Annotated in this window: 20 protein-coding genes; 8 read left to right on the top strand and 12 right to left on the bottom strand. The window is 42.2% G+C overall.

The features are described from left to right. Positions 1-149: 149 nt before the first annotated feature. Positions 150-2141 carry a transketolase gene (gene tkt / locus ACSFVZ_RS01705; protein WP_281546408.1) on the bottom strand — a complete coding sequence of 664 codons (1992 nt, stop codon included), beginning with the start codon at positions 2139-2141 and terminating at the stop codon, positions 150-152. A 266-nt stretch (positions 2142-2407) separates the two neighbouring features. On the opposite strand from tkt, the gene metK reads away from it, so the two are divergent. Then, positions 2408-3559 (top strand): methionine adenosyltransferase, encoded by a 1152-nt coding sequence (metK, locus tag ACSFVZ_RS01700; protein WP_135926028.1) that lies wholly within the window; start codon positions 2408-2410, stop codon positions 3557-3559. Positions 3560-3611: 52 nt separating this feature from the next. Here metK and ACSFVZ_RS01695 read toward each other — a convergent pair whose 3' ends face one another. The 3 genes from ACSFVZ_RS01695 to ACSFVZ_RS01685 all read right to left on the bottom strand — a co-directional run bounded on the left by ACSFVZ_RS01695 (position 3612) and on the right by ACSFVZ_RS01685 (position 6264). Then, the gene (locus ACSFVZ_RS01695; protein ID WP_281546409.1) at positions 3612-4016 is read right to left on the bottom strand and encodes a diacylglycerol kinase; all 405 of its coding nucleotides are present in this window, start codon (positions 4014-4016) and stop codon (positions 3612-3614) included. An 80-nt stretch (positions 4017-4096) separates the two neighbouring features. After that, entirely contained in the window at positions 4097-4738 is a 642-nt protein-coding gene (locus ACSFVZ_RS01690) for an START domain-containing protein (protein WP_281546410.1), read from the bottom strand. A gap of 5 nt (positions 4739-4743) precedes the next feature. Next, positions 4744-6264 (bottom strand): CYTH and CHAD domain-containing protein, encoded by a 1521-nt coding sequence (locus ACSFVZ_RS01685; RefSeq protein ID WP_281546411.1) that lies wholly within the window; start codon positions 6262-6264, stop codon positions 4744-4746. A 214-nt stretch (positions 6265-6478) separates the two neighbouring features. Between ACSFVZ_RS01685 and ACSFVZ_RS01680 the strand changes: the two genes are divergently transcribed. Next, entirely contained in the window at positions 6479-7075 is a 597-nt protein-coding gene (locus tag ACSFVZ_RS01680) for a TIGR04211 family SH3 domain-containing protein (protein WP_135926032.1), read from the top strand. A 52-nt stretch (positions 7076-7127) separates the two neighbouring features. Here the strand turns inward: ACSFVZ_RS01680 and ACSFVZ_RS01675 are convergent, their stop codons facing one another. Beyond that, entirely contained in the window at positions 7128-7610 is a 483-nt protein-coding gene (locus tag ACSFVZ_RS01675; RefSeq protein ID WP_135926033.1) for a winged helix-turn-helix transcriptional regulator, read from the bottom strand. A 166-nt stretch (positions 7611-7776) separates the two neighbouring features. Between ACSFVZ_RS01675 and putA the strand changes: the two genes are divergently transcribed. Beyond that, the gene (putA, locus tag ACSFVZ_RS01670; protein WP_135926034.1) at positions 7777-11580 is read left to right on the top strand and encodes a bifunctional proline dehydrogenase/L-glutamate gamma-semialdehyde dehydrogenase PutA; all 3804 of its coding nucleotides are present in this window, start codon (positions 7777-7779) and stop codon (positions 11578-11580) included. Between the two features lie 181 nt (positions 11581-11761). After that, positions 11762-12970 (top strand): cyclic di-GMP phosphodiesterase, encoded by a 1209-nt coding sequence (locus ACSFVZ_RS01665; protein WP_253038284.1) that lies wholly within the window; start codon positions 11762-11764, stop codon positions 12968-12970. A 20-nt stretch (positions 12971-12990) separates the two neighbouring features. Here ACSFVZ_RS01665 and ACSFVZ_RS01660 read toward each other — a convergent pair whose 3' ends face one another. Continuing rightward, the gene (locus tag ACSFVZ_RS01660; protein WP_435557966.1) at positions 12991-14025 is read right to left on the bottom strand and encodes a general secretion pathway protein GspB; all 1035 of its coding nucleotides are present in this window, start codon (positions 14023-14025) and stop codon (positions 12991-12993) included. 13 nt (positions 14026-14038) lie between these two features. Continuing rightward, a complete protein-coding gene (locus ACSFVZ_RS01655) occupies positions 14039-14959 on the bottom strand; it encodes an ExeA family protein (protein ID WP_135926037.1) in 921 nt (306 codons plus the stop codon). Between the two features lie 125 nt (positions 14960-15084). Between ACSFVZ_RS01655 and ACSFVZ_RS01650 the strand changes: the two genes are divergently transcribed. Continuing rightward, positions 15085-16194 carry a tRNA nucleotidyltransferase/poly(A) polymerase-related protein gene (locus tag ACSFVZ_RS01650; RefSeq protein ID WP_435557965.1) on the top strand — a complete coding sequence of 370 codons (1110 nt, stop codon included), beginning with the start codon at positions 15085-15087 and terminating at the stop codon, positions 16192-16194. On the opposite strand, the gene ACSFVZ_RS01645 is transcribed toward ACSFVZ_RS01650, so the two are convergent. The 4 genes from ACSFVZ_RS01645 to ACSFVZ_RS01630 all read right to left on the bottom strand — a co-directional run bounded on the left by ACSFVZ_RS01645 (position 16182) and on the right by ACSFVZ_RS01630 (position 19530). Then, a complete protein-coding gene (locus ACSFVZ_RS01645; RefSeq protein WP_135926311.1) occupies positions 16182-16697 on the bottom strand; it encodes an Lcl C-terminal domain-containing protein in 516 nt (171 codons plus the stop codon). The genes ACSFVZ_RS01650 and ACSFVZ_RS01645 overlap by 13 nt on opposite strands. Before the next feature lie 4 nt (positions 16698-16701). Continuing rightward, positions 16702-18378 (bottom strand): Lcl C-terminal domain-containing protein, encoded by a 1677-nt coding sequence (locus ACSFVZ_RS01640; RefSeq protein WP_435557964.1) that lies wholly within the window; start codon positions 18376-18378, stop codon positions 16702-16704. Between the two features lie 85 nt (positions 18379-18463). Then, a complete protein-coding gene (locus tag ACSFVZ_RS01635; protein WP_135926040.1) occupies positions 18464-18796 on the bottom strand; it encodes a hypothetical protein in 333 nt (110 codons plus the stop codon). A gap of 23 nt (positions 18797-18819) precedes the next feature. After that, positions 18820-19530, bottom strand: coding sequence for a DUF2982 domain-containing protein (locus ACSFVZ_RS01630; protein WP_435557963.1), 711 nt, complete (start codon positions 19528-19530; stop codon positions 18820-18822). 241 nt (positions 19531-19771) lie between these two features. On the opposite strand from ACSFVZ_RS01630, the gene ACSFVZ_RS01625 reads away from it, so the two are divergent. The 3 genes from ACSFVZ_RS01625 to msrA all read left to right on the top strand — a co-directional run bounded on the left by ACSFVZ_RS01625 (position 19772) and on the right by msrA (position 24546). Next, complete coding sequence (locus ACSFVZ_RS01625; RefSeq protein WP_135926312.1) at positions 19772-20824, top strand: efflux RND transporter periplasmic adaptor subunit; 1053 nt, start codon at positions 19772-19774, stop codon at positions 20822-20824. Between the two features lie 3 nt (positions 20825-20827). Further along, complete coding sequence (locus ACSFVZ_RS01620; RefSeq protein ID WP_138557248.1) at positions 20828-23926, top strand: efflux RND transporter permease subunit; 3099 nt, start codon at positions 20828-20830, stop codon at positions 23924-23926. An 86-nt stretch (positions 23927-24012) separates the two neighbouring features. Then, positions 24013-24546 carry a peptide-methionine (S)-S-oxide reductase MsrA gene (gene msrA, locus ACSFVZ_RS01615; RefSeq protein ID WP_435557962.1) on the top strand — a complete coding sequence of 178 codons (534 nt, stop codon included), beginning with the start codon at positions 24013-24015 and terminating at the stop codon, positions 24544-24546. Between the two features lie 60 nt (positions 24547-24606). Here msrA and ACSFVZ_RS01610 read toward each other — a convergent pair whose 3' ends face one another. Then, positions 24607-26460: a TonB-dependent receptor domain-containing protein gene (locus tag ACSFVZ_RS01610; protein ID WP_435557961.1), complete on the bottom strand. Its 1854-nt coding sequence runs from the start codon at positions 26458-26460 to the stop codon at positions 24607-24609. Positions 26461-26468 lie beyond the last annotated feature (8 nt).

Below are 26468 nucleotides of genomic sequence, written 5' to 3'. Positions count from 1 at the left end.
CGCCTACGGTGAGGGGGGTTAAAACTGATGGCTGACGGCTGAAAGCTGCGAATGTGTTGGGTTTCACTCCGTTCTACCCAACCTACGGGGTATAAAAAAACCCGCACCGTGGCATACAGGGCGGGCTTTTAAATTTTAGTGGCTTAAGCTTAGAACAAAGCGTTTGCTTTATTTACGATGTTTTCAACAGTGAAACCAAAGTGCTTGAATAGCTCGCCTGCAGGTGCTGACTCACCGAAGGTCGTCATACCTACTACTGCGCCATTTAGGCCTACATACTTGTACCAGTAGTCTGCGATACCCGCTTCGATTGCTACGCGGCGTGTTACGCTTGCTGGTAGTACGCTTTCTTTATATGCAGCGTCTTGCTCATCAAATAAGTCTGTTGAAGGCATAGATACCACACGTACTTTTTTACCTTGTGAACGAAGCTCTGCAGCTGCATCTTGTGCAAGCTGTACTTCAGAACCTGTTGCGATAAGGATAAGCTCTGGCTCACCGTCACAGCTAAGTACGTAACCACCTTTTTTCACATCAGCTAACTGCTGTGCAGTACGCGCTTGTTGCTCAAGGCCTTGACGAGTGAAAATAAGTGACGTTGGGCCATCTTTACGCTCGATAGCTTGTTGCCATGCAATCGCAGACTCTACTTGGTCACATGGACGCCAGTTCACTAGGTTAGGCGTTAAACGCATGCTTGCAATTTGCTCTACTGGTTGGTGCGTCGGACCATCTTCACCTAGACCAATTGAATCGTGCGTGTATACGAAGATACTTGGTTGCTTCATTAGTGCAGCCATACGTACTGCGTTACGTGCGTATTCCATGAACATTAAGAATGTAGCACCGTAAGGAATAAAACCTTTATGCAGTGCAATACCATTCATAATCGCTGACATACCAAATTCACGTACGCCGTAGAAAATGTAGTTACCACTTGCATCGTTTGCTTCTAAGCCTTTTGAGCCATCCCAAAGTGTTAAGTTAGAGCCAGCTAGGTCAGCAGAACCGCCCATGAATTCTGGTAGTAACGGACCAAACGCGTTTAGTGCATTTTGTGATGCTTTACGTGTTGCTGGGTTTGCAGGGTTTGCTTGTAGCTCTTCGATGTAAGCTTGTGACTTTTCAGCCCAATTAGCTGGTAGCTCACCGTTTGTACGGCGTTTAAACTCAGCTGCAAGCTCTGGGTATGCACTTGCATAAGCGGCAAATTTTTCATCCCAGCTAGCTTCTAGTTGCTTACCTTTTTCTTTGCCATCCCACTCGCTGTAGATTTCAGCTGGAATTTCAAATGCATCACCTGTCCAACCTAGGAACTCACGAGATGCTTTGATTTCGTCTTCACCTAGTGGTGCACCGTGACAGTCGTGGCTACCTGATTTATTAGGTGAACCGTAACCAATGATTGTTTTACAGCAAATTAGTGATGGTTTATCAGTAATGCTACGTGCTTCTTCGATAGCGGCGCGAATTGCATCAGGGTTATGACCGTCTACATCGCTTACTACGTGCCAACCGTATGCTTTGAAGCGCGCTGGTGTATCGTCACTGAACCACCCTTCTACTTCACCATCAATTGAGATGCCGTTGTCATCCCAAAACGCAACTAGTTTACCTAGGCCTAATGTACCGGCTAATGAACAGGCTTCGTGAGAAATACCTTCCATTAAACAGCCATCACCCATAAATGCATAGGTGTAGTGATCAACAATATCGTGGCCTTCACGGTTAAACTGTGCAGCAAGTGCTTTCTCAGCAATTGCCATACCCACAGCATTTGTGATCCCTTGACCTAATGGACCCGTAGTGGTCTCAATACCAGGCGCATAACCATATTCTGGGTGGCCCGGTGTTTTTGAGTGCATTTGGCGGAAGTTTTTAATTTCTTCGAGTGGTAAGTCATAGCCACTTAAGTGCAGTAGAGAATAGATCAGCATTGAACCGTGACCATTCGAAAGAATAAATCGATCGCGGTCTGCCCACTCTGGATTCGTAGGGTTGTGCTTTAGATAATCGCGCCATAGTACTTCTGCGATATCTGCCATGCCCATAGGGGCGCCAGGGTGGCCAGATTTGGCCTGTTGTACTGCGTCCATTGATAAGACGCGAATAGCATTTGCAAGTTCTTTGCGTGATGGCATGAATTCTCCTACCTTTATGTATTTGCGCTGGTTGTTTATGAAGCTCCATTCTTACTTATTGTAAGGGTACAGTGCAATTAAAAATCCGCATTAAATGCACCGTTTATGGGCGTTTGTTAAGAACAATACGTTATTAGTAATTTTAAATGGACGTCTAGGCGTAAAATTACTATGCAAACATATTTGTTTTAGATAAAATACGCCCCTTATTTTTTTAGCGCTATTACCGACGTTTGTGGAGCGCAATATTTGTGAGCAGAAATACAATGGCAAAACATTTATTTACTTCTGAATCTGTTTCTGAAGGTCATCCGGATAAAATCGCGGACCAAATCTCTGACGCGGTTCTAGATGCTATCTTAGAGCAAGATTCTCATGCCCGTGTTGCATGTGAGACATACGTAAAGACTGGTATGGTTATGGTTGGTGGTGAAATCACTACTAGCGCTTGGGTAGATATCGAAGAAATTACACGTAAAACTGTACGTGAAATCGGTTACACGCACTCAGACATGGGCTTCGATGCTGACTCGTGTGCAATCCTAAACACTATCGGTAAACAATCTCCAGATATTAACCAAGGTGTTGACCGTGCTCGTCCAGAAGACCAAGGCGCTGGTGACCAAGGTTTAATGTTCGGTTATGCATGTAATGAAACTGACGTTTTAATGCCTGCACCAATCACTTATTCACACCGTCTAGTTCAGCGTCAAGCTGAAGTTCGTAAGAGCGGTGAGCTTAACTGGTTACGTCCAGATGCAAAATCTCAAGTAACGTTTGCATACGAAAATGGCAAGCCTGTTGGTATTGATGCAGTTGTTCTTTCAACTCAACACTGTGATTCAATCTCACAAAACGACTTAGTTGAAGCGGTAATGGAAACTATCATTAAGCCGGTTCTTCCTGCTGAGCTTATCTCAAGCGCGACTAAGTTCTTCATCAACCCAACTGGCCGTTTCGTAATCGGTGGCCCTATGGGTGACTGTGGTCTTACAGGCCGTAAAATCATCGTAGATACATACGGTGGTATGGCTCGTCACGGTGGTGGTGCTTTCTCTGGTAAAGATCCATCAAAAGTTGACCGCTCAGCTGCATATGCTGCACGTTACGTTGCTAAAAACGTGGTTGCTGCTGGTCTTGCTGACAAGTGTGAGCTACAAGTTTCTTACGCTATCGGTGTTGCAGAGCCAACATCTATCAGCATCGAAACATTTGGTACAGGTAAATTAGATGAAGCACGTCTAATCGAATTAGTGCGTGAGCACTTCGACCTACGCCCTTACGGCTTAATCCAAATGCTTGATCTTGAGCGTCCTATCTATCAACCGACTGCGGCTTATGGTCACTTCGGTCGTAATGAGTTCCCTTGGGAAAGCACAGACAAAGCAGACGCACTTCGCGCAGCTGCTGGCCTGTAATAGGTTAAATAAAATGAAAAAAGCGCCATTTGGCGCTTTTTTTGTGTTTGATTTAAAAGTAGGAAACTATTTTTTCGTAAACAGCCACACCCCATACCAAGGCTAAAACCACCAGCGACAATGTCACCGCCGCAGAGGCCATATCTTTGGCTCGCCCTGATAATACATGATACTCAATGCCAACTCGGTCAGTCAGCGCTTCTATTGATGAGTTAAGTAACTCGACGATTAATAATAATAAATAGGGAATAAACAACACTAACCAGTGATTAAGTGACTGCGCCAATACGACCGACAAGGGTAACAAACACAGTCCTAAATAAATTTCAGAACGAAATGCAGACTCTTCTTTAAACGCCGCTTTAAAGCCTTTAATCGAGCATTTAGTTGCTTTTAAAATGCGTCCAACACCAAGGCCATTTGGCTTATTGACCAGGGGGATTTTTGGTTCTTTCATTTTTTACCTACTGCCTCAGAATTAACCTGATCATAATAATAAACTCTTACACTGTCACCATAAGACCCTTGTTTTAATTGCTAGCAATTACCGGGGATGCTGCTGGTTTTGGTGCGCGAAAACTGATTATTAGTTAACTGCTCTCTGAGCGATTGTAGTGTTTTATAAACACTTTTTAATGACACTTTGTTACTTAACCAATAAGGGATAGAGCCACTCGGATCTGCATAAGCTTGATGGCTCACTAATAAATTAGTTTGTTGCTGTTCTAAGCGCCAATATGCAGTGAGGTTTTTAATTCGTACAACCCCTGCCACTTCTGCTTTTGCATAGGGCTGGCTTTTAATTTGTAGCTCAGTTTTATGCTCACCTAAAGCGCGATAACAAGAGTAACTCACCAAGTCTCGATCTGATACCGGCCAAGGCGAATTAAAGTGGGTATAAACAAGAGTTTCTGAGGGACTTAAGCGCTCCATTAAGGTTACGCTTTTCACGTTTTCGAGCCAATTAGGCGCGTTTTCTGTATCACTTAATAACGCCATAAAGTCACTCGCTTTGGCGTTTTTAACCAGCACAGAAGCATTAATTTCTATTATGCCGGTATCATGCTTTTTATAACTAACCTTGATGTCGTCTTGTTGCTTGTAGACTTGCCATTCAATTGGGTTAGCACAGGCAGATAAACTCAGCCAAGCTAACCCAACTATTAAGCAAAAACGCACTTTATTTATAGCCAGTAAGGGTCTGTGTCGAATGTAGCGTGACGGCTTTGCTCCATTGCACTTACTAAAAATTCAGATTTTTGATCCAACCAAGACTGTATTTTTGCAAGTTCTAAATCTTCATGACCAGCACACAGCTGTTTTAGATACTCAAGTGTACTTAGTTCATAAATACCATGAGAGATATCTAACCATGGAATACGAAACTCACTACGGTCGTCTTTGTTAAATAGCGCTCCTAAACAATTTCCACTAAGCAGAGAGTTTTCTAGGCGCGTGCGCAGTGCTAAGTAATCTTTGTCTGTAAACACTTTTTGCTCTGGAATGAGCTCATGCATATCGTGCCAATCTTTTGCAAATAATCGCTTTGCAATATCAGCAACGGGCTCTTCAGCCGCTTTAAACTCAGCTTGTCCCCATGATTTACGCCACTGTTTTTCTATCAACCATGTAGTTAGTTGTAACAATAAACGATTATAGCGAGTACTATGAAACAGCTCTTGTACATCTTCGATGCTTGGTTGTAACTGTTTTAAGTCGTTGATAACTTGCGTGAGTTCTGGCGCACTATTAATTTTTTTATAATAAGCGTGGCGTTTAGACGTGTAGGTTTTTAACTGAATTGCATTTTCTACCCACGCTAGTTCACTTAGCAGCCATTTTAGCTCTGTACGTAATAAATCAGTGTCATCTTTACTTACTATGTCATCAAACAACCAGAAGGTGTGGCGAATCAAACGAATTCCATCGGTCACACGTTTAAGGGTTTTTAGGCTTGGCTTGATGAAGTAACAAGCTTCATGTTTTTGCACAAAGCGAATTGCATAGTTGATGCTTTCTATAAGCGCTTGCTCTTGCGTTGCATCACGCTTTAACGGCACAAAACCAATTGATTTGCTTGCTTTTAACGGATTGTCATCAGCAAGGCGATAACCACGAGCTGCTTTTGAGTATAAGCCTAAACGCACATTACTTTCGCGCACTAGCTTATCGGCTAAAGCAAATAACTCTTGGCGACTACCTTCTACTAGCTCAACTTCTAGTTCAGAAATGAGTTCAACTTTGCCCGACGCAGAAATCTCACCTTTATCAAGCACGACTTCAATCTTTGCACCGCTGTCAGTTTCTATTAACCATGTACGGCGAATAAAATTAGTACTAAAAATTGGGTATAGGTTATCGGCTATTGACCCAACTTGCATACCATGCGGCCAAATTGCAGCATCAAAAGCAAGTAAATCAGGGCGCGTACCCTCAAGCGGTAAGTTGTATTCAGGGCGTTGATGTAAACCACCAACCACTTCGCCTGCAAGCTTAATGGTTTGCTCACATTGGTTATCGCAGCAACGCGTACGTAAACCAATATCTAATGCGCGCAATTCTCGGCTTGGTGTATCGTAATAAGCATTTTGTAAGCTACGTGAGGGCTTGTTTGTAACGGTTTTTGCAAATTGAGTAATTAATGCGGGGATCAGTGGAACAACGGCATCTGACACCAAAAACTTCAGTTCTATCTCAGTATCCATTCGCTTTGCGGAGTACATTTAAAATAATTAAGTGATCAAAATAAACAAAGCAGCTACTTAATGCAAACTTTTTCCTGAATTTTAATCTTGAGCTTGGCTATGGATTACAATATCTTCCTTGCTATTAATAGTTGAAATCCCTACTATCTCTATACATAAAGAAATTATAAATTTGGCCATTTCTAGGCAATGGTTACGTTAACAAGGTAGATTGATGTTAAAACAGTGTATTTTTGGGTTGCTCCTAGCGGCCACCTCTTTTATTAGTTACGCAGAAGAAGCGCCAAGCAGTAACGAAAACACCGCATACATAGTCGATAACCTCTACACCTTTATGCACTCTGGTCCGAGTAAAAACTACCGTATTTTAGGTTCGGTTGATGCAGGTACTCAAGTTACTTTACTGTCAGCTGAAGATAATGGTTATTTTAAAATCCGTGACGACAAAGATCGTGAAGGCTGGGTAGAAGCAAAATTTGTGACTGAAAATGCAGGTATTCAACAGCAGTTTCAAGCATTGAGTAATGATATGACTTTAATGCAAGAGCAACTACGCCAAGCAGAAATTGAACTGCCTCAGTTACAAGAGCAAAATAAAACCCTCACAGAGCAAAACCAAGCACTAAGTGAGCAAATCCAAGCGCTTAAAAACACAATTGAATCTGAGCGCAACGCTAAACAAACAGCAAGTGCAAAAGAAAAACGTCAGCTACTTACCTATGGCGGCGCAATTGCATTTATTGGTTTATTGTTAGGTATTATCCTTACCATTATGTTGTCGCGCCGTAAGCGATATGATGGCTGGGCATAATCTATCAACAATAAAAAAGCACCGTTAGGTGCTTTTTTATTGTCTGTTTAATTTAGATATCAAAGAGCAAACCACTGTCTTGCTTGATTTTCTCAATCACCATATAAGTGTGATGGGTGCCTACCCCCGGTATATCAACTAAATCACCCAATACCTGACGATATTCATCCATATCTGAAACTCGTACTTTTAATAAGTAATCGTAGCCACCTGCGACCATATCGCACTCAACAACTTGTGGAATATTTAAAATATATTCGCGAAATACTTTAAACACCGATGTATTCGATGTGACAAGTGATACCTGTACATGCGCTAATAAACTTTGATTTAGTTTTGCTTCACTTAGCTTGGCATAATAGCCTTCAATATAGCCCTCTTGTTCAAGACGCTTTACACGGTCAAGACATGGACTTGGGCTTAAATTTACCTGTTTTGCCAGGTTCACATTAGATATTCTGCCATTTTTTTGCAGAGCGTCTAAAATTGCTAAATCGATGCGATCTAACATGCGTAATCTATTCGGACTAGTCATAACAGAATTTTATGCGGCTAAGTTAACGGTATGCCCTGTAAATTATCGTAAATCGAAAAATATAACCAGCATATTCTGCTGGATTTTAATTAGAATGCACGAAATATATCAATGGCAAGAAATGCGTTAATTGTATTTCTCGACTCCACACACCAGAGGGTTACATATGCTATTTAATGGCGATTTGACAACTGAATGTCCAATAAGACAAAAAATCCGTGATTTTTACCGTATTGATGAAAACGCGGTAATTGATCATATTTTGCCTTTGGCTGAAGTAGGCGTGAAAGCGCGTAGCCGAGCGTGGGAACGTGCTCGTCAAATGGTTTTAAATATCCGTCGCGATCAGGATGGTCAAAGCGGTGTAGATGCACTACTTAACGAATTTTCACTATCAAGTGAAGAAGGCGTTGTTTTAATGTGTCTTGCTGAAGCACTACTACGCGTACCAGATAAAGCAACGCAAGAGTCGCTAATTCGTGACAAGCTTGCTAAAGGTGACTGGAGTTCGCACTTAGGTAGCAGTGACTCATTATTTGTAAATGCATCATCTTGGGGTCTGTTAGTAACTGGTAAAATGGTTAACTACAGCGACAAGTCTAAAGAACAACAATTTGGTGTGCTGAAAAAGACCATTGGTCGCTTAGGTGAGCCTGTTATTCGTAAATCTGTGAACTTCGCGATGAAGATCATGGGTAAGCAATTCGTTATGGGTCGTACCATTGACGAAGCGATTGAACGTGCGGCAGATAAAGAACAAAAAGGCTACGTTTACTCATACGATATGCTAGGTGAAGGCGCTCGCACAATGAAAGATGCAGAGCGTTACTTCAACAGCTACATGACGGCTATCCATGCAATTGGTAAAGCGGCAAATGGCCGTGGTCCTATCAAGAGCCCAGGTATCTCAGTTAAGATTTCTGCAATTCACCCGCGCTATGAATTCACTCATCGCGAGCGCGTAATTGCTGAAATCGTACCTAAGTTAAAAGAACTTGCCCTTGCAGCGAAAAGCTACGACATCGGCTTCACTGTTGATGCTGAAGAAGCTGATCGTTTAGATATCTCACTAGATGTTATTGAAGCTGTATTTAGTGATGACGATTTAGGTAACTGGAATGGTTTTGGTTTAGCTGTTCAAGCATACCAAAAACGCGCTATTTTTGTGGTTGAGTGGGTTGCTGATCTTGCTCGTCGCGTTGGCCGTAAATTAATGGTTCGCCTTGTTAAAGGTGCATACTGGGATACAGAAATCAAAACTACTCAGCAAGATGGTTTAGATCACTACCCTGTATTTACTCGTAAAGCGACAACTGACGTTTCTTACAAAGCCTGTGCTATCAAGCTACTTGAAGCGCGTGATGTGCTTTACCCGCAATTTGCAACGCACAATGCTTACACTGCAGCAACTATTTTAGAAGTTGCTAAAGGCGACCACGAAGGCTTTGAATTCCAACGCCTACACGGTATGGGTGAGTCGTTATTCGACCAAATCGTAACCCAAGAAAAAATTCAATGTCGCGTTTATGCGCCTGTTGGTCAACACGAAGACTTACTTGCATACTTAGTTCGTCGTTTATTAGAAAACGGTGCTAACTCATCATTCGTAAATGCGATTGTTGATACCACTAAGCCTGTTGAATCACTTTTACCTGACCCAGTAGAAACACTGCAAGGTTTACGTAACAAGTACAACACGCAAATTAAAATGCCAATTGATTTATATGGTGAAGAACGTGCTAACTCAAAAGGCATGGACTTAACTGATATCAATGTCATCACTCCATTTAAAGAAAATCTAGATGCGTGGTTTGCAGAGCATCGTATTGATTTAAATGATGTGCCTGAAGGCTCTCTAGCAGTGAAGAATCCAGCAAATCACAAAGAAGTGATTGGTCATGTAAAACTTCACTCTTCTGAAGAGATGACAGCATTATTAGAAAATGCAGAAAAAGCATTTGAATCATGGTCACAAACGCCGGTTAAAGAGCGTGCTAACTTACTACGCCGTATTGCTGATATTCTAGAACGTCATCACGATGAGCTAGTTGCTATCTGTATTAAAGAAGCGGGTAAAATTACCAAAGATGGTATTGATGAAGTTCGTGAAGCCGTTGATTTCTGCCGCTATTACGCAGCTCGAGCTGAAGAATTAGCACAAGATGAGCGTTTTGAAGCACGTGGTGTGATCTTATGTATCAGCCCATGGAACTTCCCATTAGCTATCTTCTTAGGCCAAGTTGCTGCTGCAATCGTGACTGGTAACACAGTTATTGCAAAACCAGCTGAGCAAACAAGCTTAATTGCCTTACGTACTATCGAGCTTATGTTATCTGTTGGTTTACCTGAGCACGTTGTACAACCTGTTATCGCACGTGGTAGCGATGTAGGTAAAACAATTGTTCCTGATGAGCGAATTCAAGCTGTTATGTTCACAGGTTCAACAGAAACAGGTACGCTTATTTCGCAAACACTTGCTGCGCGTAACGATATTCAAGTACCACTAATTGCTGAAACCGGTGGTCAAAACTGTATGATCGTTGACTCAACGGCTCTACCAGAGCAAGTTGTTGACGATGTGATCAGCTCAGGTTTCCAAAGTGCCGGTCAACGTTGTTCTGCACTTCGTGTGTTGTTCTTACAAGAAGATGTTGCTGATGGCATTATCGAAATGCTTAAAGGCGCATTAAAAGAGCTACATGTTGGCGATCCTTCGTTACTTTCGACTGACATTGGTCCTGTAATCGACGAAAAAGCACTGAAAAATTTAAATGAACATGTTGAATACCTAAAAGGTAACGCAACACTTCATTATGAGTGTGAAATTCCTGATAACAACGAAAATGGCGCTTATTTCTTTGCTCCTCGTCTATATGAGATCAAAGACTTATCTGTGCTTAAACGTGAAGTATTTGGCCCGTGTGTACATATCATCCGTTTCAAAGGTACAGAGCTTGATAACGTGATTGATCAAATCAATGGCACTGGCTTTGGCTTAACGATGGGTGTGCATTCACGTATCGAAGAGCGTTGTGAATACTTAGCGAAAATGTCGCGTGCAGGTAACGTTTACATCAACCGTAACATGATTGGTGCGATTGTTGGCGTTCAACCTTTTGGTGGTCGTGGTCTATCAGGTACTGGTCCGAAAGCAGGTGGCCCTAACTACTTACAACGTCTAGTGAAAGAGAAAGCATCACCAGATAACGTGCAAATGACAAACCTAACACCTGATGAGCTAGATACTCACCACTATTCAGGTGCGGCTGAGCAAGTTGCTAAGTTAATGGAAAACTCATTACGTGATGAGAAGATCTGGCGTTCAACACCGTTAAATGACCGAGTTTCGGCTGTGCGTCAATTACTTGCTAAAGTTGCAACCGTTGAAATCATTGATGAGCTTGCTGATGACTTAGCATTAACCCTTGCTGATGCACGTGCGCAGCTTAACCGTCTTGAAAAGCACATGCGTAAACACACTGTGTTGCCTGGGCCTACGGGTGAGTCAAACACGCTACACTTAGAACCACGTGGTTGCGTAGTATGTTATGCAGATAAGAGTACGTCATTTAACTTCTGGGCAATTTCTATTATCACTGCACTTGCGGCTGGTAATACTGTTATCACTGTTGCTTCAGAGTTGTTCTATGACGAAGCTGTGGCGTTTAAAGATAAGTTTATCTCAACAGGTATTGCAGAGGGTGTATTCCAAGTAGCTAAACCTAATCAGTTACAAGCTATTTTAGCGCATCCTCACCTTGCTGGTGCCGTTGTTGCTGCGCGTTCATCTCGCTTAGGCTATTTCAGCCAGCAGTTAGCACAACGTAAAGGTGCAATCCTGCCGGTGATCAGCTCTGAGTACTATGACACGCTAATCAAACGTCTACTAACTGAGAAAACAATCAGTATCGACACGACAGCGTCAGGTGGTAACACATCACTTATGACATTGGTTGAAGACGACGAGTAAATAAGTTTATCTAACTTATTGTCACTTCTAAGGGCCTCCAGCTTGTCAGCTGGGGGCTTTTTTTATAGTCGTTTTTAAGGTTGCCCTGCAGTTTAAAACACCATTAAGTACTATTAATATTTACTGAAATACACATTTTCTGCTAGTTTAATAGTATTGTATCTGAGCAGAAGTAAAGGCCTTGAAAACACTCCCTATCAATCAACTTAAACCTGGCATGTTTGTTCACGGCGTGACAAAACAGACAGGCAAGATCCGTATAAAAAACCAAGGTTGGGTAAAAACACAAGGCAGTATTGATAAGCTTAAGCAAGCTGGTATTTTAGAAATTGAAATCGATCCTGATAAAACGCTAAATCTAGATAGTGACAATAAAATCACTGAAAAACCAAAACCTGCAGCACCAGCCGTCTCTTCTGAGCCATTCGATCCATGGCACACTACGCACAGTATGTCGGCAGAGATGACAAAAGCAAATAGTCTTTATACAGAAGCCAAATCACTCCAAAGCAAAGCATTTGCAGACATTCGAGAAGGAAACAAAATTGATGTTGCCCCTTTTCAAGAGCTAGCAAGCGGTTTTATCGATTCTGTGTTTAGAAATCAAGATGCATTAACCTGTATCACTCGCATGCGAGAAAAAGATGCTTACTTACTTGAGCATTCAATTAACGTGTCTATTTTGATCAGCATTTTTGCAAAGCATTTAGGTATCGAAAAATCGATTATTCAAGAACTTGCCACCGGTGCATTACTTCATGATATCGGCAAAATTAATATCCCCGATAAAATACTCAATAAACCGGGTAAATTGACTGATGAAGAGTACCAACTCGTTCAAAATCATGCGCGCTTTAGCAAAGAAATATTAGAGCAGTCTGGCCTAAGTGGTATTGCCGTTGATATTGCAGGCTTTCACCATGAGCGCTTAGATGGTAGTGGGTATCCTTTTGGTAAAAGTGGCGATGAAATAAGCCTGTATGTACGTATGGCCTCGATTGTTGATGTGTATGATGCATTGACCGCGGAAAGAGTCTACAAGGCAGGAATGGAACCAATCAAAGCATTCAAAATATTAAAAGATGGCTGCCCAGATAGTTTCGATGGTGATTTGGTCACTAAATTTATTCAATGCATTGGTATTCACCCAGTTGGCACATTGGTAAGGCTAGAAAGCCAAAAACTTGGTGTGGTTACTCGCAGTAACCCAACAAGCCCACTTAAACCACAAGTGAAAGTCTTTTATCACGCTAAACATACCCGATATACAGAAGTACAAGATATCGATTTAGCAAACAGTCGCTGCCACGACAGCCTTGAAGCAGCGGTCAGACCGAGTGAATTTAACATCGATCTAATCCGTTTTTTCAAAAGCTCTATTCTACCTTAAGCTTGACTCGTCATGACTGACTACTCAGGCCAGTCTTGCAGTGCTTTTAAAGTGAATTCATAGCCATCATAGCTAAGTAAACTCTGCTCTGGCGTGATTTCGATTAACGATAACACACCGATATTATCACCTTCATAAAGCTCACGACCATTGAGTTTTATCCAACGCTTTGATGGCTCAGATGCGTAGATGTGCGCTTGGTATTTCAGAGTTGGGATTGCATTTTGAATAGACTCAGGGAGCAGCTCTATCGGATCAGCATAAGACGAATTTTTAGTACTATGCGTTACCTGCGAAGAACGTTGTTGGTCAACATCCTGAACCGCTTGCGCAAAAGCTTTTTTTAACGAATCCGACACTTCGTTTAACTCATCATCTGGCTCAGCTTGCTTAGTTTGATTATTGGCGTTCTCATCAAGGGGCTTACCAAGTACCTTGTATTTACTGTAATCAATGCCATTACTATTTGTCGGCCGTGGTGCAGCTTGCTGCATTTGCATCGGTTGCGAAAACTGTGGCTGCGGCTGATAAGCAGCTTGATTTTGATACACTGGCTGAGCATATTGCGGCTGTGCTTGATTTGCATAAACTGGCACTGTATTTACAGGTACTTGTACCCACTGGTACTGCTGAGCACCTTGCACAGGAACTTGCTGCATCATGGTTTGTTGCTGAGGGGGTTGTTGCATCATTTGCTGTTGTGCCACCACAGGTTGCGAACCAGACGGTACTTTAGCTACAGAGTTATCTGTTTGAAGTTGCTCTTGATCTTTAGAACCCGACACATTTTCAGCTGTCGCACTGGGTACTTTTTCATTCTCATTTGTAAGTGCTGGCTGCTCAGCAAATGGCTTACTTTGCTGTAACCACTTACCAATCGAAAAACCAGCCATTAGCGTTAAAATTGCAGCCAGTAATAACCCAAATGAAAAGGCTAAACGCTTATAGCGTGTTAACTCTTGCTGCTGTTTAAGCTGTAAAGCAGCCTGATCGTGATCAACGGCTGTTTGCTCATGTTGAGCCGATTGTTTTATTGCATCTAAAAGTAATGACATAATTGATCACTCGTTAAATTAGGTAGGATAAACCAATACCCATTCCTAATACGGCTAAAAATGAAACAGGATAAAGCCATACATAGCTCGGCTCTCGAGCACCTTTAGGTATAACCTCAGTGCTCGTCGGCGGCAATGCCTCTTCGGCTGAACGCATCACAAGCTCACTGTCTATGGTAAGTTTTTGCTGCGAAAAAGCCCCCACCAAACAACGCTCACACAATAAATTGATTAATCTAGGTACGCCTTGAGTAACTTGATAAATCGCTTTTAACGCATCACCTGAGAACAAGGCTTGCTCAGTGCCCGCTTTAAACAAGCGGTGCTTTACATAGGCAAATACTTGCCCTTCAGTCAGTGGCAGTAGGTGGTAACGTGCCGTAATACGCTGGGCAAGTTGTCGAAGTTCAGTACGTTTTAAAAGCTCCTGTAGCTCTGGCTGCCCTACTAATACAATTTGCAGCAGCTTTTTGTGATCGGTTTCGATGTTGGTCAGTAAGCGCAACTGCTCAAGCACATCTGGTGCGAGTAATTGCGCTTCATCAATAATTAAGATGGTATGGCCACCAGCTTGGTTATTTGCCTCAAGGTGCTTTTTAATCACATCAGTGAGGGTTTTTAATGTGGCATTGTCACTGTCGTAATCAATTTTCAGTTCGTCGCAAATACTGGCAAGCAACTCTAGCTGCGACAAAGCTGGATTATGGATTTGCGCTACTTGGGTGTTTTCAGGCAACTGCTCGTGCAGGCTTCTTATTAATGTTGTTTTACCTGTACCGACTTCACCTGTTAATAGCACAAAGCCACCCGCTTCACCGAGTCCATAAGTAAGGTGTGCCAACGCCTCTTTATGGCGTTCACTCAGAAATAAATACTCAGGATTGGGGGCAATCGAAAAAGGTTTTTCTGACAAGCCGAAATAGCTTAAATACACCGTGATATTCCTTGCGTTTAAAATCACCGCCTATAATGGCAAAAAACAGCGCTACTTAAAACCTTGTTCGCATTTTATTGAACAAATAACGTAAAATACTGAAAACACAAAATTGAAGGTGATCTATGCAGGTTTATTTAGTCGGTGGAGCAGTCAGAGACGCTCTACTTGGTCGTGAAATTAAAGAACGCGATTATGTGGTTGTCGGCGCCACACCTGAACAGCTAATAAACCAAGGTTTCCAACAAGTTGGCAAAGATTTTCCGGTGTTTTTGCACCCAAAAACCAAAGAAGAATATGCACTTGCTCGCACCGAGCGCAAACAAGGGCAAGGCTATACAGGGTTCATCTGTGATTTCACTCCAGACGTAACTCTAGAGCAAGATTTAATTCGCCGTGATTTAACCGTCAATGCCATTGCTCAAGCCGAAGATGGCAGCTTAGTTGACCCATTCGGTGGTCAAGATGACATCAAAAAGCGTGTATTGCGTCATGTATCCGATGCATTTAGCGAAGACCCATTACGGATATTGCGTGTAGCGCGTTTTGCTGCTCGGTATCATTACTTGGGCTTTACCATTGCCCCCGAAACTAAACAGTTACTCATTGCTATGGTTAAAGCGGGTGAGCTTACAACTCTCACTGCAGAGCGAGTGTGGTTAGAGTGTGAAAAGTCATTAAGCGATGGTGCATTTAGCGATTTTTTAAATGTTCTTGCAAGTATTGGTGGCCTGAGTGTGATCAGTGCAGAGCTTGAAAAACAGTGGAATGAGGATACTTATAAAACACTCAAAGCTCGGTTCGAGTATGCTAATAACCATCAGTTGCATGATACTGCACTCTTATTCAGCCAAGTAACGCTAAGTTTATCTAGTCAGGAAATTAACAGTATCGCAAATACAATTCGCTTACCGAATGAAGTACGCGATCTGGCTATTAACGCGCAAACCCATCAAGCAGTTTTAGCTAGCGAACAGCCTAGTTGCGACGAGGTTTTTAACTGCTTTAACCAGCTTGATTTATGGCGACGCCCAGAGCGTTTTCAACAGGTACTTAAAGTGTTAGAAATCAGTTTACAGCACCCCGTACCATGCCATGAGTCGTTAACACTTGCAGCAAACCAAGCAAAGGCTGTTAACCCTCAGCAATTTATCGCACAAGGTATTAAAGGGGCCGATATAAAAACCGCGCTCGAACAAGCGCGGCTCAGCGCCATTAGTCGTTACTTCTCGTAACGTACAAGGCGTAAATAAATATCCGATGTTTTAGCATGTAAACTGTTGATACCTTTATCAAACTGATACACCCAAGCTAAATCACTGCGAGTTATACCGGATGTGCTACTCCAGTAGTTTTGCAGCTTAGTTGATAAAAATACTGTTTCGTTAATGCTAGGCTGCACACAACTATGCTCTAAGATGCTTGCAAGTTCTTTAATATTAGGAACATGCCAATCAGAATAACCAGCGAATGTAGCATTTTTAGCACCACGTAGAGCTTCACCCCATGTTAATTGCTGGCTGGTGCCTTCACATGCATCAATATCGCTATTATAGCTTTGCCCAAAAGTACAACGCTGCCACATCAAACCCGTTTTAATATCGCTAACAGTACCATCGATATGCGTGACAAAGCGGCTTGTTGGGGTTGTTTCGGTTGCTGCATCATAACAGACCTGAGCACTGACAATGCTCGGTACACTAACCAGTAAAGTAACGGCTGCAGATAGATATTTCATCATTTTACTCTCCCGGAGTTCTTACTAAACGCACAAAAGCCGTGTTGCCTTTTGGATAAGCTAAGTCATTCGCGTTACTCATATTTATGATATACGCTTGCGACAAACTGGTACCATCCGCTGCAGTTTGTGAAGTCCAGTACGGCATGAATGCACTGCCATCAGTACTTAATTGCATTGCATTTGGCTGATTGGGGAAAAATTCAGTTGATAGTAAACTTGTACCACCTTGTTTAGCATAATCGAGTAACCCGAGTAACTCAGTATAAGTAGGAACACGCCAATTCGTTCCGCCGCAGAAGTCAGTGGCATTCACTTCATTTACATAAGTTTGTAAACCACACGATGTTGCACTTGGGCAAGTTGAATTTGCAGCACCTTGAACACTGCCTGCTTGAATGCCGTTTGAAGTCGTTAAATACCAAGTATAGTGGTTAGTCGCAGCGCGAGTTGTTGTGGCTGGAGGCAGTGCTGTGCTTGGGGATTTTACTTCCCAAATTAATCCTGTAACGTTATCTCGAACACAACTAAATGTGGTCGCATCATCAGGTAGTTCATCAGCAAATTCATTCATTTTTGTGAAATCGAATGCTAAATCGCCCTGACCAATTTTATCCAGTTGGTTTGCAACGCTATCGCGACCAAGATCCGCATCTTGATCTGGAAAATCACCGCTCTTACAGTTTATTTTTTGTGAATTGTTATAGCAATCACTCATGCCAGTATCGTTAATTAAACCAAGCGGTTTTGGGCTAATATCGATAGTCACCGTGTCGGTGTCACTACGCGATTTACTGTCTGTTACTGTAACTTCAAAGCTAAGCTCGGTATCGGTATCAACATCAGGGGCAACAAAAGTGGTAATACACTGATTTTGATTAGCAAGGGTGACCGTTTCGCCACTCATTTGCTGCCAAAAACACTCTTTCGTTGCGGTGACAATTTCGCTACCACTGGCATCAAGAGTGACCGTATCAAACTCAATTACTTGTTGATCTTCACCGGCATTGGCAATAATCACTTCAAGAGTTTTGTTTAAGGTAAATGTTTGCTCGGTACTGGCTGAACCGCCTTCGTCATCAGTCACCGTGAGTCGCCAAGTAATTGGCGTATTTGATTCAAGTAATGGGTGGGTAAAACTGATTGTTTGATTTTCAAAGCTATCAACGATGAGCTCTGGGCCATCGAGTTTATTCCAAAGATAGCTGTCAACGGAGCCATTTTCGTCAATATCGATTGACTCTGCACCACTGAGTACGATTGTGTCGTTATACTGTGATGGCAGCTCTTCAGGGGCAATTTGAGTGATTACAGCGACCGGCAATTGATTATTAGAGGTGATAAAAATACTCACCTCGTCAGAAACCAGTTGCCCATCCGTCGTTTGATAATTAACTCTCAGAATAAGCTCTGAGTCTAATTTAATATCAGGAGCAGTCAGTGTTTGCTCAGCTCCTTGTTCTGGAAAGCCTTCAATAACAGGACCACTGACGCGTTGCCATGTAAACGTACCATCAGCGGGAGAGCCTTTCGCAGAAACAGTAAACTCACTTTTTTCGATAATTTGCTGATCAAGACCTGCATTAACAGTCGCTGCAAGTGGGGTTTCAGTTGAACCACCTCCTCCGCCACAGGCCGATAGTGCCGTTAATGCAACAAAGGTAAGAAGCACTAATCTCATATTTACCACCTTAAATTAACCACGCCAATTTATTAGGAACTGACAAATAAGGAAGTAATAAGCAAATTAAGTGCCAAGCTAAGGGTTATAGGTAACTTTCTTGGTGGATACGGACAAACAATTTAGTACCGACTTTACTGTAGTCTACTTTGTACTCTCTGCCATCAAGGGCTTGAATAAACAGTAGTCGCTTTTCTTCTGCAAACACATCAGTGCTTGAAATATAAACCATTTCTAAATAACGTTCTTTGGCTTCACGGCGGTTTTTTGGCAGTTCATCTTTGAACGGCTCTAGGCCATTTTGGGTCACTTTAATTCGTGGGTGAGTTTCGCCATTGACGATCACCAAGTCGAGCTTCTTATCTTTATGAATAATCGTGTTGCGACCGCTTTTAATAAAAGCACGTTCTTGACTCATAGCCTGTTCCTACTTACTACCACCTACTGCTCATTATTTAAGCGAGTATTAATAAACTTGTTTGGGTTTAACTTCCAACGATTTAAATCTGCACTAAATTGCCAAATGTCAGTATCAAGAACATTGGCAGGCAATAATAAATCATATCCAGTCAATTGCCTTAAATGCTGCGTGCGATTAGCAAACATAGCAATCAATCCTTTGTAAAGCTGACCACTTGGGGCAGTGTATTCCGTGTCTTCTATAAGCCATTCTGATGGGCAATCGCCATTTTTGCAATGATTTTTAATAACTTGCATAAATAAATGACGTTGCTCTATCAATAATCGCCCGGCAATTCTGGGAGGGAGCTGCGTTAAAAATTCATCTATATTATTGAGTTTAATACCAACTGCGTTTAACTCAAGGTATTGGAGGTCTAGATGCACTTTTGGTATACCACTTTGGTAAAAATTATCGCGATTCAGCTGCCAATTGCCAGCTTTATGATGAAAAATAAGTAATTTCCCAGAAAAAGTAAAACTATAATATGGTTCTTGAGTCTTTAAAAAGCCAATGAAAATAGCGGCAATACAACTTGTTGCTAAAAATATTTCGATAATGCTGATCTCACCAGGCCTAAGCAGGTTAATCAACATAATAAACACCAACCCAATGCCCCCAACAAGTAAACATTCAATACCATGTCGAGATGCTTGGGCTCGCACTCGCAAAATAGGGGCTTGCTTATCCATAAAACGAAAAATAAAAAATAAACATAACAATAGTGACCAAAACTATCTTTCGGATCGTTAAACAATAATTACACTTTGGTTCTTTACTCACACCAAAACCTCTCTTTTCATCTCATAAAAGGAACAAATTTGCCGAACTTTTAACTTTTACGCCAAATTCACAAATAAACGAGATATCTGACATACGTGGCACGTACTAATTTTGTACACTACTCTCAACTAATTTTCTGGTAACACGATGATGTATTCTACACAATCCGGTAAAGCTCTTTTTCCTTTTATTATCACACTATTGCTAGGGTTATGTATTTATTTGTACTTACCTTCAAGTCAAGGCGAGCAATCAAATTTTGGCGATCGCACAACGCAAGTAAAAGCACACACAGTCACCGCTGAAGAAAACGCAGTGCTTATTGAAGCAATAGGTAGCGCACGTGCCAATCAGGCTATTTACATACGAAGCGCTCAAAACGATTATGTTACTGACATCTTTTTCAATGATGGCGACTTAGTAAGTAAAGGTCAAAAACTCGTACAATTACAAGCACAAGAAGAAGAACTCGCCGTTAAAGAGTTAAGTATCAACCTACGCGAAGAAAAACGCCAATTAGACCGTCTAACCGAGCTTTCACGCTCGCAAGCAACCGCTAAATCGTTATTAGAAGAGCAACTTTCACGCGTAGACGCAACCGAAGCACAACTTGAAAGTGCAAAAACAAAGCTTGCTGAAATGACCATCAAAGCGCCCTTCACAGGATTACTCGGCAAGCGAGAAATTTCTATCGGTACATACGTTAACAACACTACCAACATCACCACCCTTGATGATATCAGCATCATTAAAGTTGATTTTAAAGTACCTGAAAAGTACTTAGCGCAATTACAACTGGGTATGAAAGTGATGACGCAAAATGATGCTTATCCTGATAAAACCTTCACAGGCAAAGTGACCCACATCAGCTCGCGCATAGATTCTGTTACTCGCAGCGTTGAAGTCACCGCAAGCTTTATTAACGAAAGCGGTTTATTACGACCTGGTATGCTGTTAAACACCGCATTGGAGCTAAGCTCAAGTCAGGCATTAATGGTGCCAGAAAAAGCCGTAATCCCTCAACAAGACAAACACTACGTATTCCAAATTGAAGACGGTGTAGCAAACAAAGTAGAAGTACATGTTGCTGGTCGTCATGATGGTTGGGTTGCTATTGATAAAGGTCTTGAAAATGGTCAACAAGTTGTGACCGAGGGCATTATTAAAATTCGTACCGGCAGTAAAGTTAGTATCAAGGGATAAACCATGAAAATTACAGATACTAGCGTTAAACGCCCGGTTTTTGCGATCGTAATAAACCTGTTATTACTCACCTTTGGTTTGGTGGCATTTTCAATGCTACCACTGCGTGAATACCCTGATATTGAAACGCCAATAGTTAGTGTAAGCACTGACTATACCGGTGCCAGTGCAGAAATTATCGAAACTAAAATCACCCAAGTACTCGAAAATCGCATTTCGGGTATTGAGGGCATCAAAAGCATTAACTCATCAAGCCGTAATGGTCGCTCTAACATCACCATTGAGTTTAATATCAGCCGCGACATTGATGCCGCATCTAACGATGTACGCGAACGTGTAGCCCGTGCTCTTGATAGCTTACCAGAGCAGGTTCGCCCGCCTGAGGTCTCTAAATCAAACAGTGATGAAAGCCCAATCGCGTGGTTCGTACTAAACAGTACCACCATGGATTCATTGCAGTTATCTGATTACGCACAACGCTTTATTGTTGATCGATTAGCCGTTGTTGATGGTGTCTCTAACGTGCGCGTTGGTGGTGAGCGTAAATACGCTATGAAAATCTGGCTAAACCGTAAAGCGATGGCTGCACGCGGCATTACCAGTAGCGATATTGAAAATACATTACGTACAGAAAACGTTGAATTACCCGCCGGTGAAATTGAATCTATCGACCGTGACTTTACAGTACGTACCGCGCGTAGTTATAAAGATCAGCGAGATTTTAGAAATTTAGTAATTAAACGTGGTGAAGATGGCTATTTGGTGCGTTTAGGTGAAGTAGCTGATGTTCATTTAGAAGCCGCTGACGACGAAAGCCTGTTCCGTGGTAATGGCCGTAACATGATTGGTTTGGGTATTGTAAAACAAGCCAAAGCGAACACGCTTACCGTGGTTGATAACGCCCGCGCTGAGCTCGAAAAAATTAAGCGTAACTTGCCAGAAGGCACCACTATTCAAGACAGCTACGACTCATCAATTTTCATCAAAGAATCAATTGACGAAGTATATAGAACGCTTGCGATTTCAATGGCGCTGGTAGTGTTAGTTATCTACTTATTTTTAGGTAATATTCGCGCAACGCTTATCCCTGCTGTGACAGTACCTGTTGCGTTAGTGGGTAGCTTTATGTTCTTGCTTGCTATGGGCTACTCAATCAACTTATTAACTCTGCTAGCACTGGTATTGGCTATCGGTTTAGTGGTAGATGACGCGATTGTTATGCTAGAAAATATTCACCGCCGCATTGAGTTAGGCGAGCCACCTTTATTGGCTGCGTTTCGTGGTGCTCGTGAAGTTGGTTTTGCGATTATTGCCACTACCCTCGTCCTCATCTCTGTGTTCGTACCGCTGGTGTTTATGGATGGCCGTATTGGTGCTTTATTTACCGAGTTTGCGATGGCTGTTAGTGCTGCTGTGTTCTTTTCTAGTATTACGGCATTAACACTTTCTCCGGCACTGTGTTCAAAAGTACTCAAGGCTTCTGAAAAAGAGAGTAAATTTAGCCAGTGGATGGATAAAACCTTCGCCAAAATCGAAAATGCTTATCGTAACTCACTTACTTCTAATATGGGCCGTAAGTGGAGCTTACTACTAACCATGATTTTGGCCGGTGTTGCCAGCTTTATGCTATTTCAAAAAGTACCATCAGAGCTTACGCCAAAAGAAGACCGGGGTACTTTCTTTATCATGATGAGTGGGCCTGAGGGTGCAAGTTATGAAAATAACGCAGCCAACATGGCGAAAATTGAAGAACGTTTAATGCCTTACTCTGAGTCTGGTGAATTAAGCCGAGTGCTTGTTCGTGTGCCTGGCTGGGGTGGTCAAGGTGGTGTTGCTATCATTGGCATGGCTGACTGGGATAAGCGTAAGCGCTCAACCTGGGAAGTAATGGACGAGATAAGCAGTAAAATGACCGAAGTAACTGATGTGCGTGCGTTTGCAATTATGCGCCGTGGTATTGGCGGCGGTGGCTCATCACGTCCTATTGAGTTTGTACTGCAAGGTAATGATTACGACCAACTAGCCGATTGGCGAGACCGCATTATTAAGCGTGCAGAGAAAAACCCAGGCTTGGTAAGAATCGACCATGATTATAAAGAAACATTCCCGCAGTTTTTAATCAACATTGATAAAAACAAAGCAGCGGACTTAGGGGTTTCGGTGTCTGATGTAGGCCGCACTCTCGAGACCATGTTGGGGCAGCGCCGCGTAACAACCTTTATTGACCGTGGTGAAGAATACGATGTGATACTTAAAGGTACTAAAGAAGACTTTGCGAACCCGACCGATATCTCAAATATCTACTTAAAATCACGCAGTGGCGAATTAGTGCCGCTAGATAGCTTAATTAGTTTAAAAGAAGAAGCCACCGCATCGCGTTTAAATCGTTATAACCGTATGCGCGCAATTACGTTAAGTGCAAACTTAGCCGATGGTTATACCCTAGAAGAAGCGCTTAATTTCTTAAATCAAGTTGCCGCTGAAGAAAACGACATCGATGGTGCAATTGACTATAAAGGTGAGTCGCAACTGTTCTATGAAGGCGCATCAGCAATGACCTATGTGTTTATTCTTGCGCTCACAGTAACTTTCTTAGTTCTTGCTGCACAGTTTGAAAGCTTTATTCACCCATTTGTGATTATGTTGACTGTTCCGCTTGGCTTAGTCGGCGCATTATTTGGCCTTTGGTACACAGATCTCACTCTGAACATTTACAGCCAAATTGGTATCGTAATGCTGATTGGTTTAAGTGCGAAAAACGGTATCTTAATCGTTGAGTTTGCCAACCAACTGCGTGATAAAGGCGTTGAATTTAACGAAGCGATTACCCAAGCGGCAACGCAGCGTTTACGCCCGATTATTATGACCTCACTGACCACAGTTATGAGCTCGGTACCACTGGTACTTGCAAGTGGCCCGGGTGCAGAGAGCCGTATGGTAATTGGTGTGGTGGTATTTACAGGTGTAATAGTGGCAACCTTACTAACTCTATTTGTTGTGCCAGCAGCATATACTGCCCTAGCCCGTAATACTCAGTCGCCTGAGTATTTACAAAGCAAGTTAGAACAACAAGCTAAAGACAAACCGTTGGAAGAAATTTAGAACTGTCTTTAAGCAACAATAAAACGCCGTCTTTACGGCGTTTTGTTTTTTCAGCTATAGTCAGCAAAACAGTGAGGGAATAAACGATGGATAACAACATACAAATAGCTACTTTTGGCGGTGGCTGCTTTTGGTGTATTGATGCCGCATTTAGACGAGTGAAAGGCGTGCTTAATGTCAGCTCTGGCTATGCAGGCGGTGAAATTGAAAACCCAAGTTATCAGCAAATATGTACTGGCTTAACGGGTCATGCTGAGGTTGTTCAGCTCGATTTTGACAGCAGTATTGTGAGCTATAATACCCTTCTTGAAATGTTCTTTACTTTACACGATGCCACACAATTAAATCGACAAGGCAACGATGTAGGCACACAGTATCGTAGTGTTATTTATTATCATACTGAGCAACAAAAAGCTGAAGCGCAAACGATGTTAGCAGCTTTACAGAAGCAAATTCGTGAGCCAATTGTCACTGAGCTTAGCCCAATATCGAACTTTTACCCAGCAGAGCAATATCACCAAGACTATTACAATGAAAACCCGAATCAAGGTTATTGCAGTATCCTTATAGCGCCTAAACTTGAGAAATTCGGTCAATACTTCGCTGATAAACTAAAATGAAAAAAGCTCGCTAAGTAGGTAGCGAGCTTTTAGACGCAGAACTAATAATTTTCCTTATTATTAGAACTGATAACGGGCACCTACAAACAAGCGGCGCTCGGCCGTGTTGTAGTAATAAAACTCGTCGTTGATAAAGTCACCATCTAAGTCAGTGCCATAGGCGTCAACGGCGTTGTACTCTTTATCGAATAGGTTTTCTACACGTAGTGACACAGTTAAGTTGTCAGTCGCTTGGTAGTGACCAACTAAATTCCATAACGTATACGAAGGTAAGTGAGTTAGCTTGCCATCACGGTCACCACGGTATTGCATATCAATACCGGCATCAAAATCACCCCATGCTTTGTTTAATGACCAATTCACAGTGTGGTTTGACACATAGGTTAGAGACTGACCTGTCTCAGTATCTTCCGCTGAAAGGTAGGTAAAGTTAAAACTGTGATCAAAGCCAAACACTTGGTTTTTAAAGCTAAACTCAACACCTTCGTGGCGAGCTTCGTTTATATTAGTTGGGATCCACTGCCCTGATGCATTTGGCGCCCAGGCGATTTTGTTGTCGATTTCGCTGCGGAAAATCGCAATATCAAGGCTAATATCATTCACATTGAGTGATAGGCCTAGCTCTTGGTTATCTGATGTTTCAGGGTTTAACTCTGGATTACCCGAGCCTGGATAATATAGGTCATTAAAAGTTGGAGATTTAAAACCAGTACTTTGACTTACACGGAATGTGGCGATGTCATTTAAGTGATAGCCAACAGCGGCTGTGTAAGTTGTTTCATCACCAAACTGCTGATCATCATCTTGGCGAACGGTCAGGTTTGCCAGTACTTGTTCGTCGTCATAATAAGCGCCAACAAACGCAGCGAATACTTCACGGCTGTCTTTTAAGTAAGTACCAGAGTTAGTGTTCACTTCATCTTTATACCAATTCAAACCGCCACTAAGAGTCAGCGCTTGATTGAAAAAGTATTGGCCATTGTAATCAATTTGCTCACGCTCAGTTTCAAACTTATCGACCACCGTTGCGCCTGTGTAATCAATACGTGAGTCATCTGAACTATCACTTGATATGGCAATATCAATGGCATGGCTTTGTTTGTCGAAAGCTTTTTTCCAACCTAGTGAAGCTTGGTAATTTTCGAACTCGCCTTTTTCTACCGTACTGTCTGCTGGGCTATAGGCACTATCGTATTGTGCTTCGCCTTCTGAGTATTGTGCTTGCGCTAAAAACTCACCTAGTTGCTCATTTTGATAACCTAGAGTAAAGCCAAGGTTTTTGTTCTCGTAGCCGTCTTCATCTGGCGCTAAACCTTGCAGCACATCAAAGCCATCTGTTTTTTCATAGCCGGCATTAACAGCAACATCAACGCCCGCAAACTGACCGCCTGTCGCCACTTGATACTCTTGATAAGCATCTGAGCCAAAAGTGACATCTAAAGTCGTATTTTGTGCTTTACGCGTAATGATATTGATCACACCCGCTAGCGCATCAGAACCATATACTGCAGCACGTGAGCCTTTTACTACTTCAACACGTTCAATACTGTTTAAAGGAATATTGCTAATACTTTTATAGCCAAGTGTTGCTGATCCTGTACGTACACCATCAATTAAAATAAGCGTATGACGAGAGCTTGCACCACGTAATGAAACACCTGAGCTTTGCCCAAAACCACCATTGGCATTAATTTGAAAGCCAGCTTGAGTTGCCAGTAAGCTTGGTAAGTCACGAACATAACTTGCCTCAATATCAGCACGGTCAATAACTGTAACACTGGCTAATACATCATTAATTGATTGTTCGAATTTATTGGCAGTAACTGTGATGTGCTCGATTGATTGCTCGTCAGCAGATACAGAAAAAGACAACGCAGCAGCAATCGCTACGCCTAACGCAGATTTATTTAGCATGATATCCC

The organism is Pseudoalteromonas nanhaiensis (assembly GCF_051235485.1).
GTDB classification, from domain to species: domain Bacteria; phylum Pseudomonadota; class Gammaproteobacteria; order Enterobacterales; family Alteromonadaceae; genus Pseudoalteromonas; species Pseudoalteromonas lipolytica_C.
Note: the sequence above shows the minus strand (reverse complement) of the source record. Positions and strands in the feature narration are given on the sequence as shown.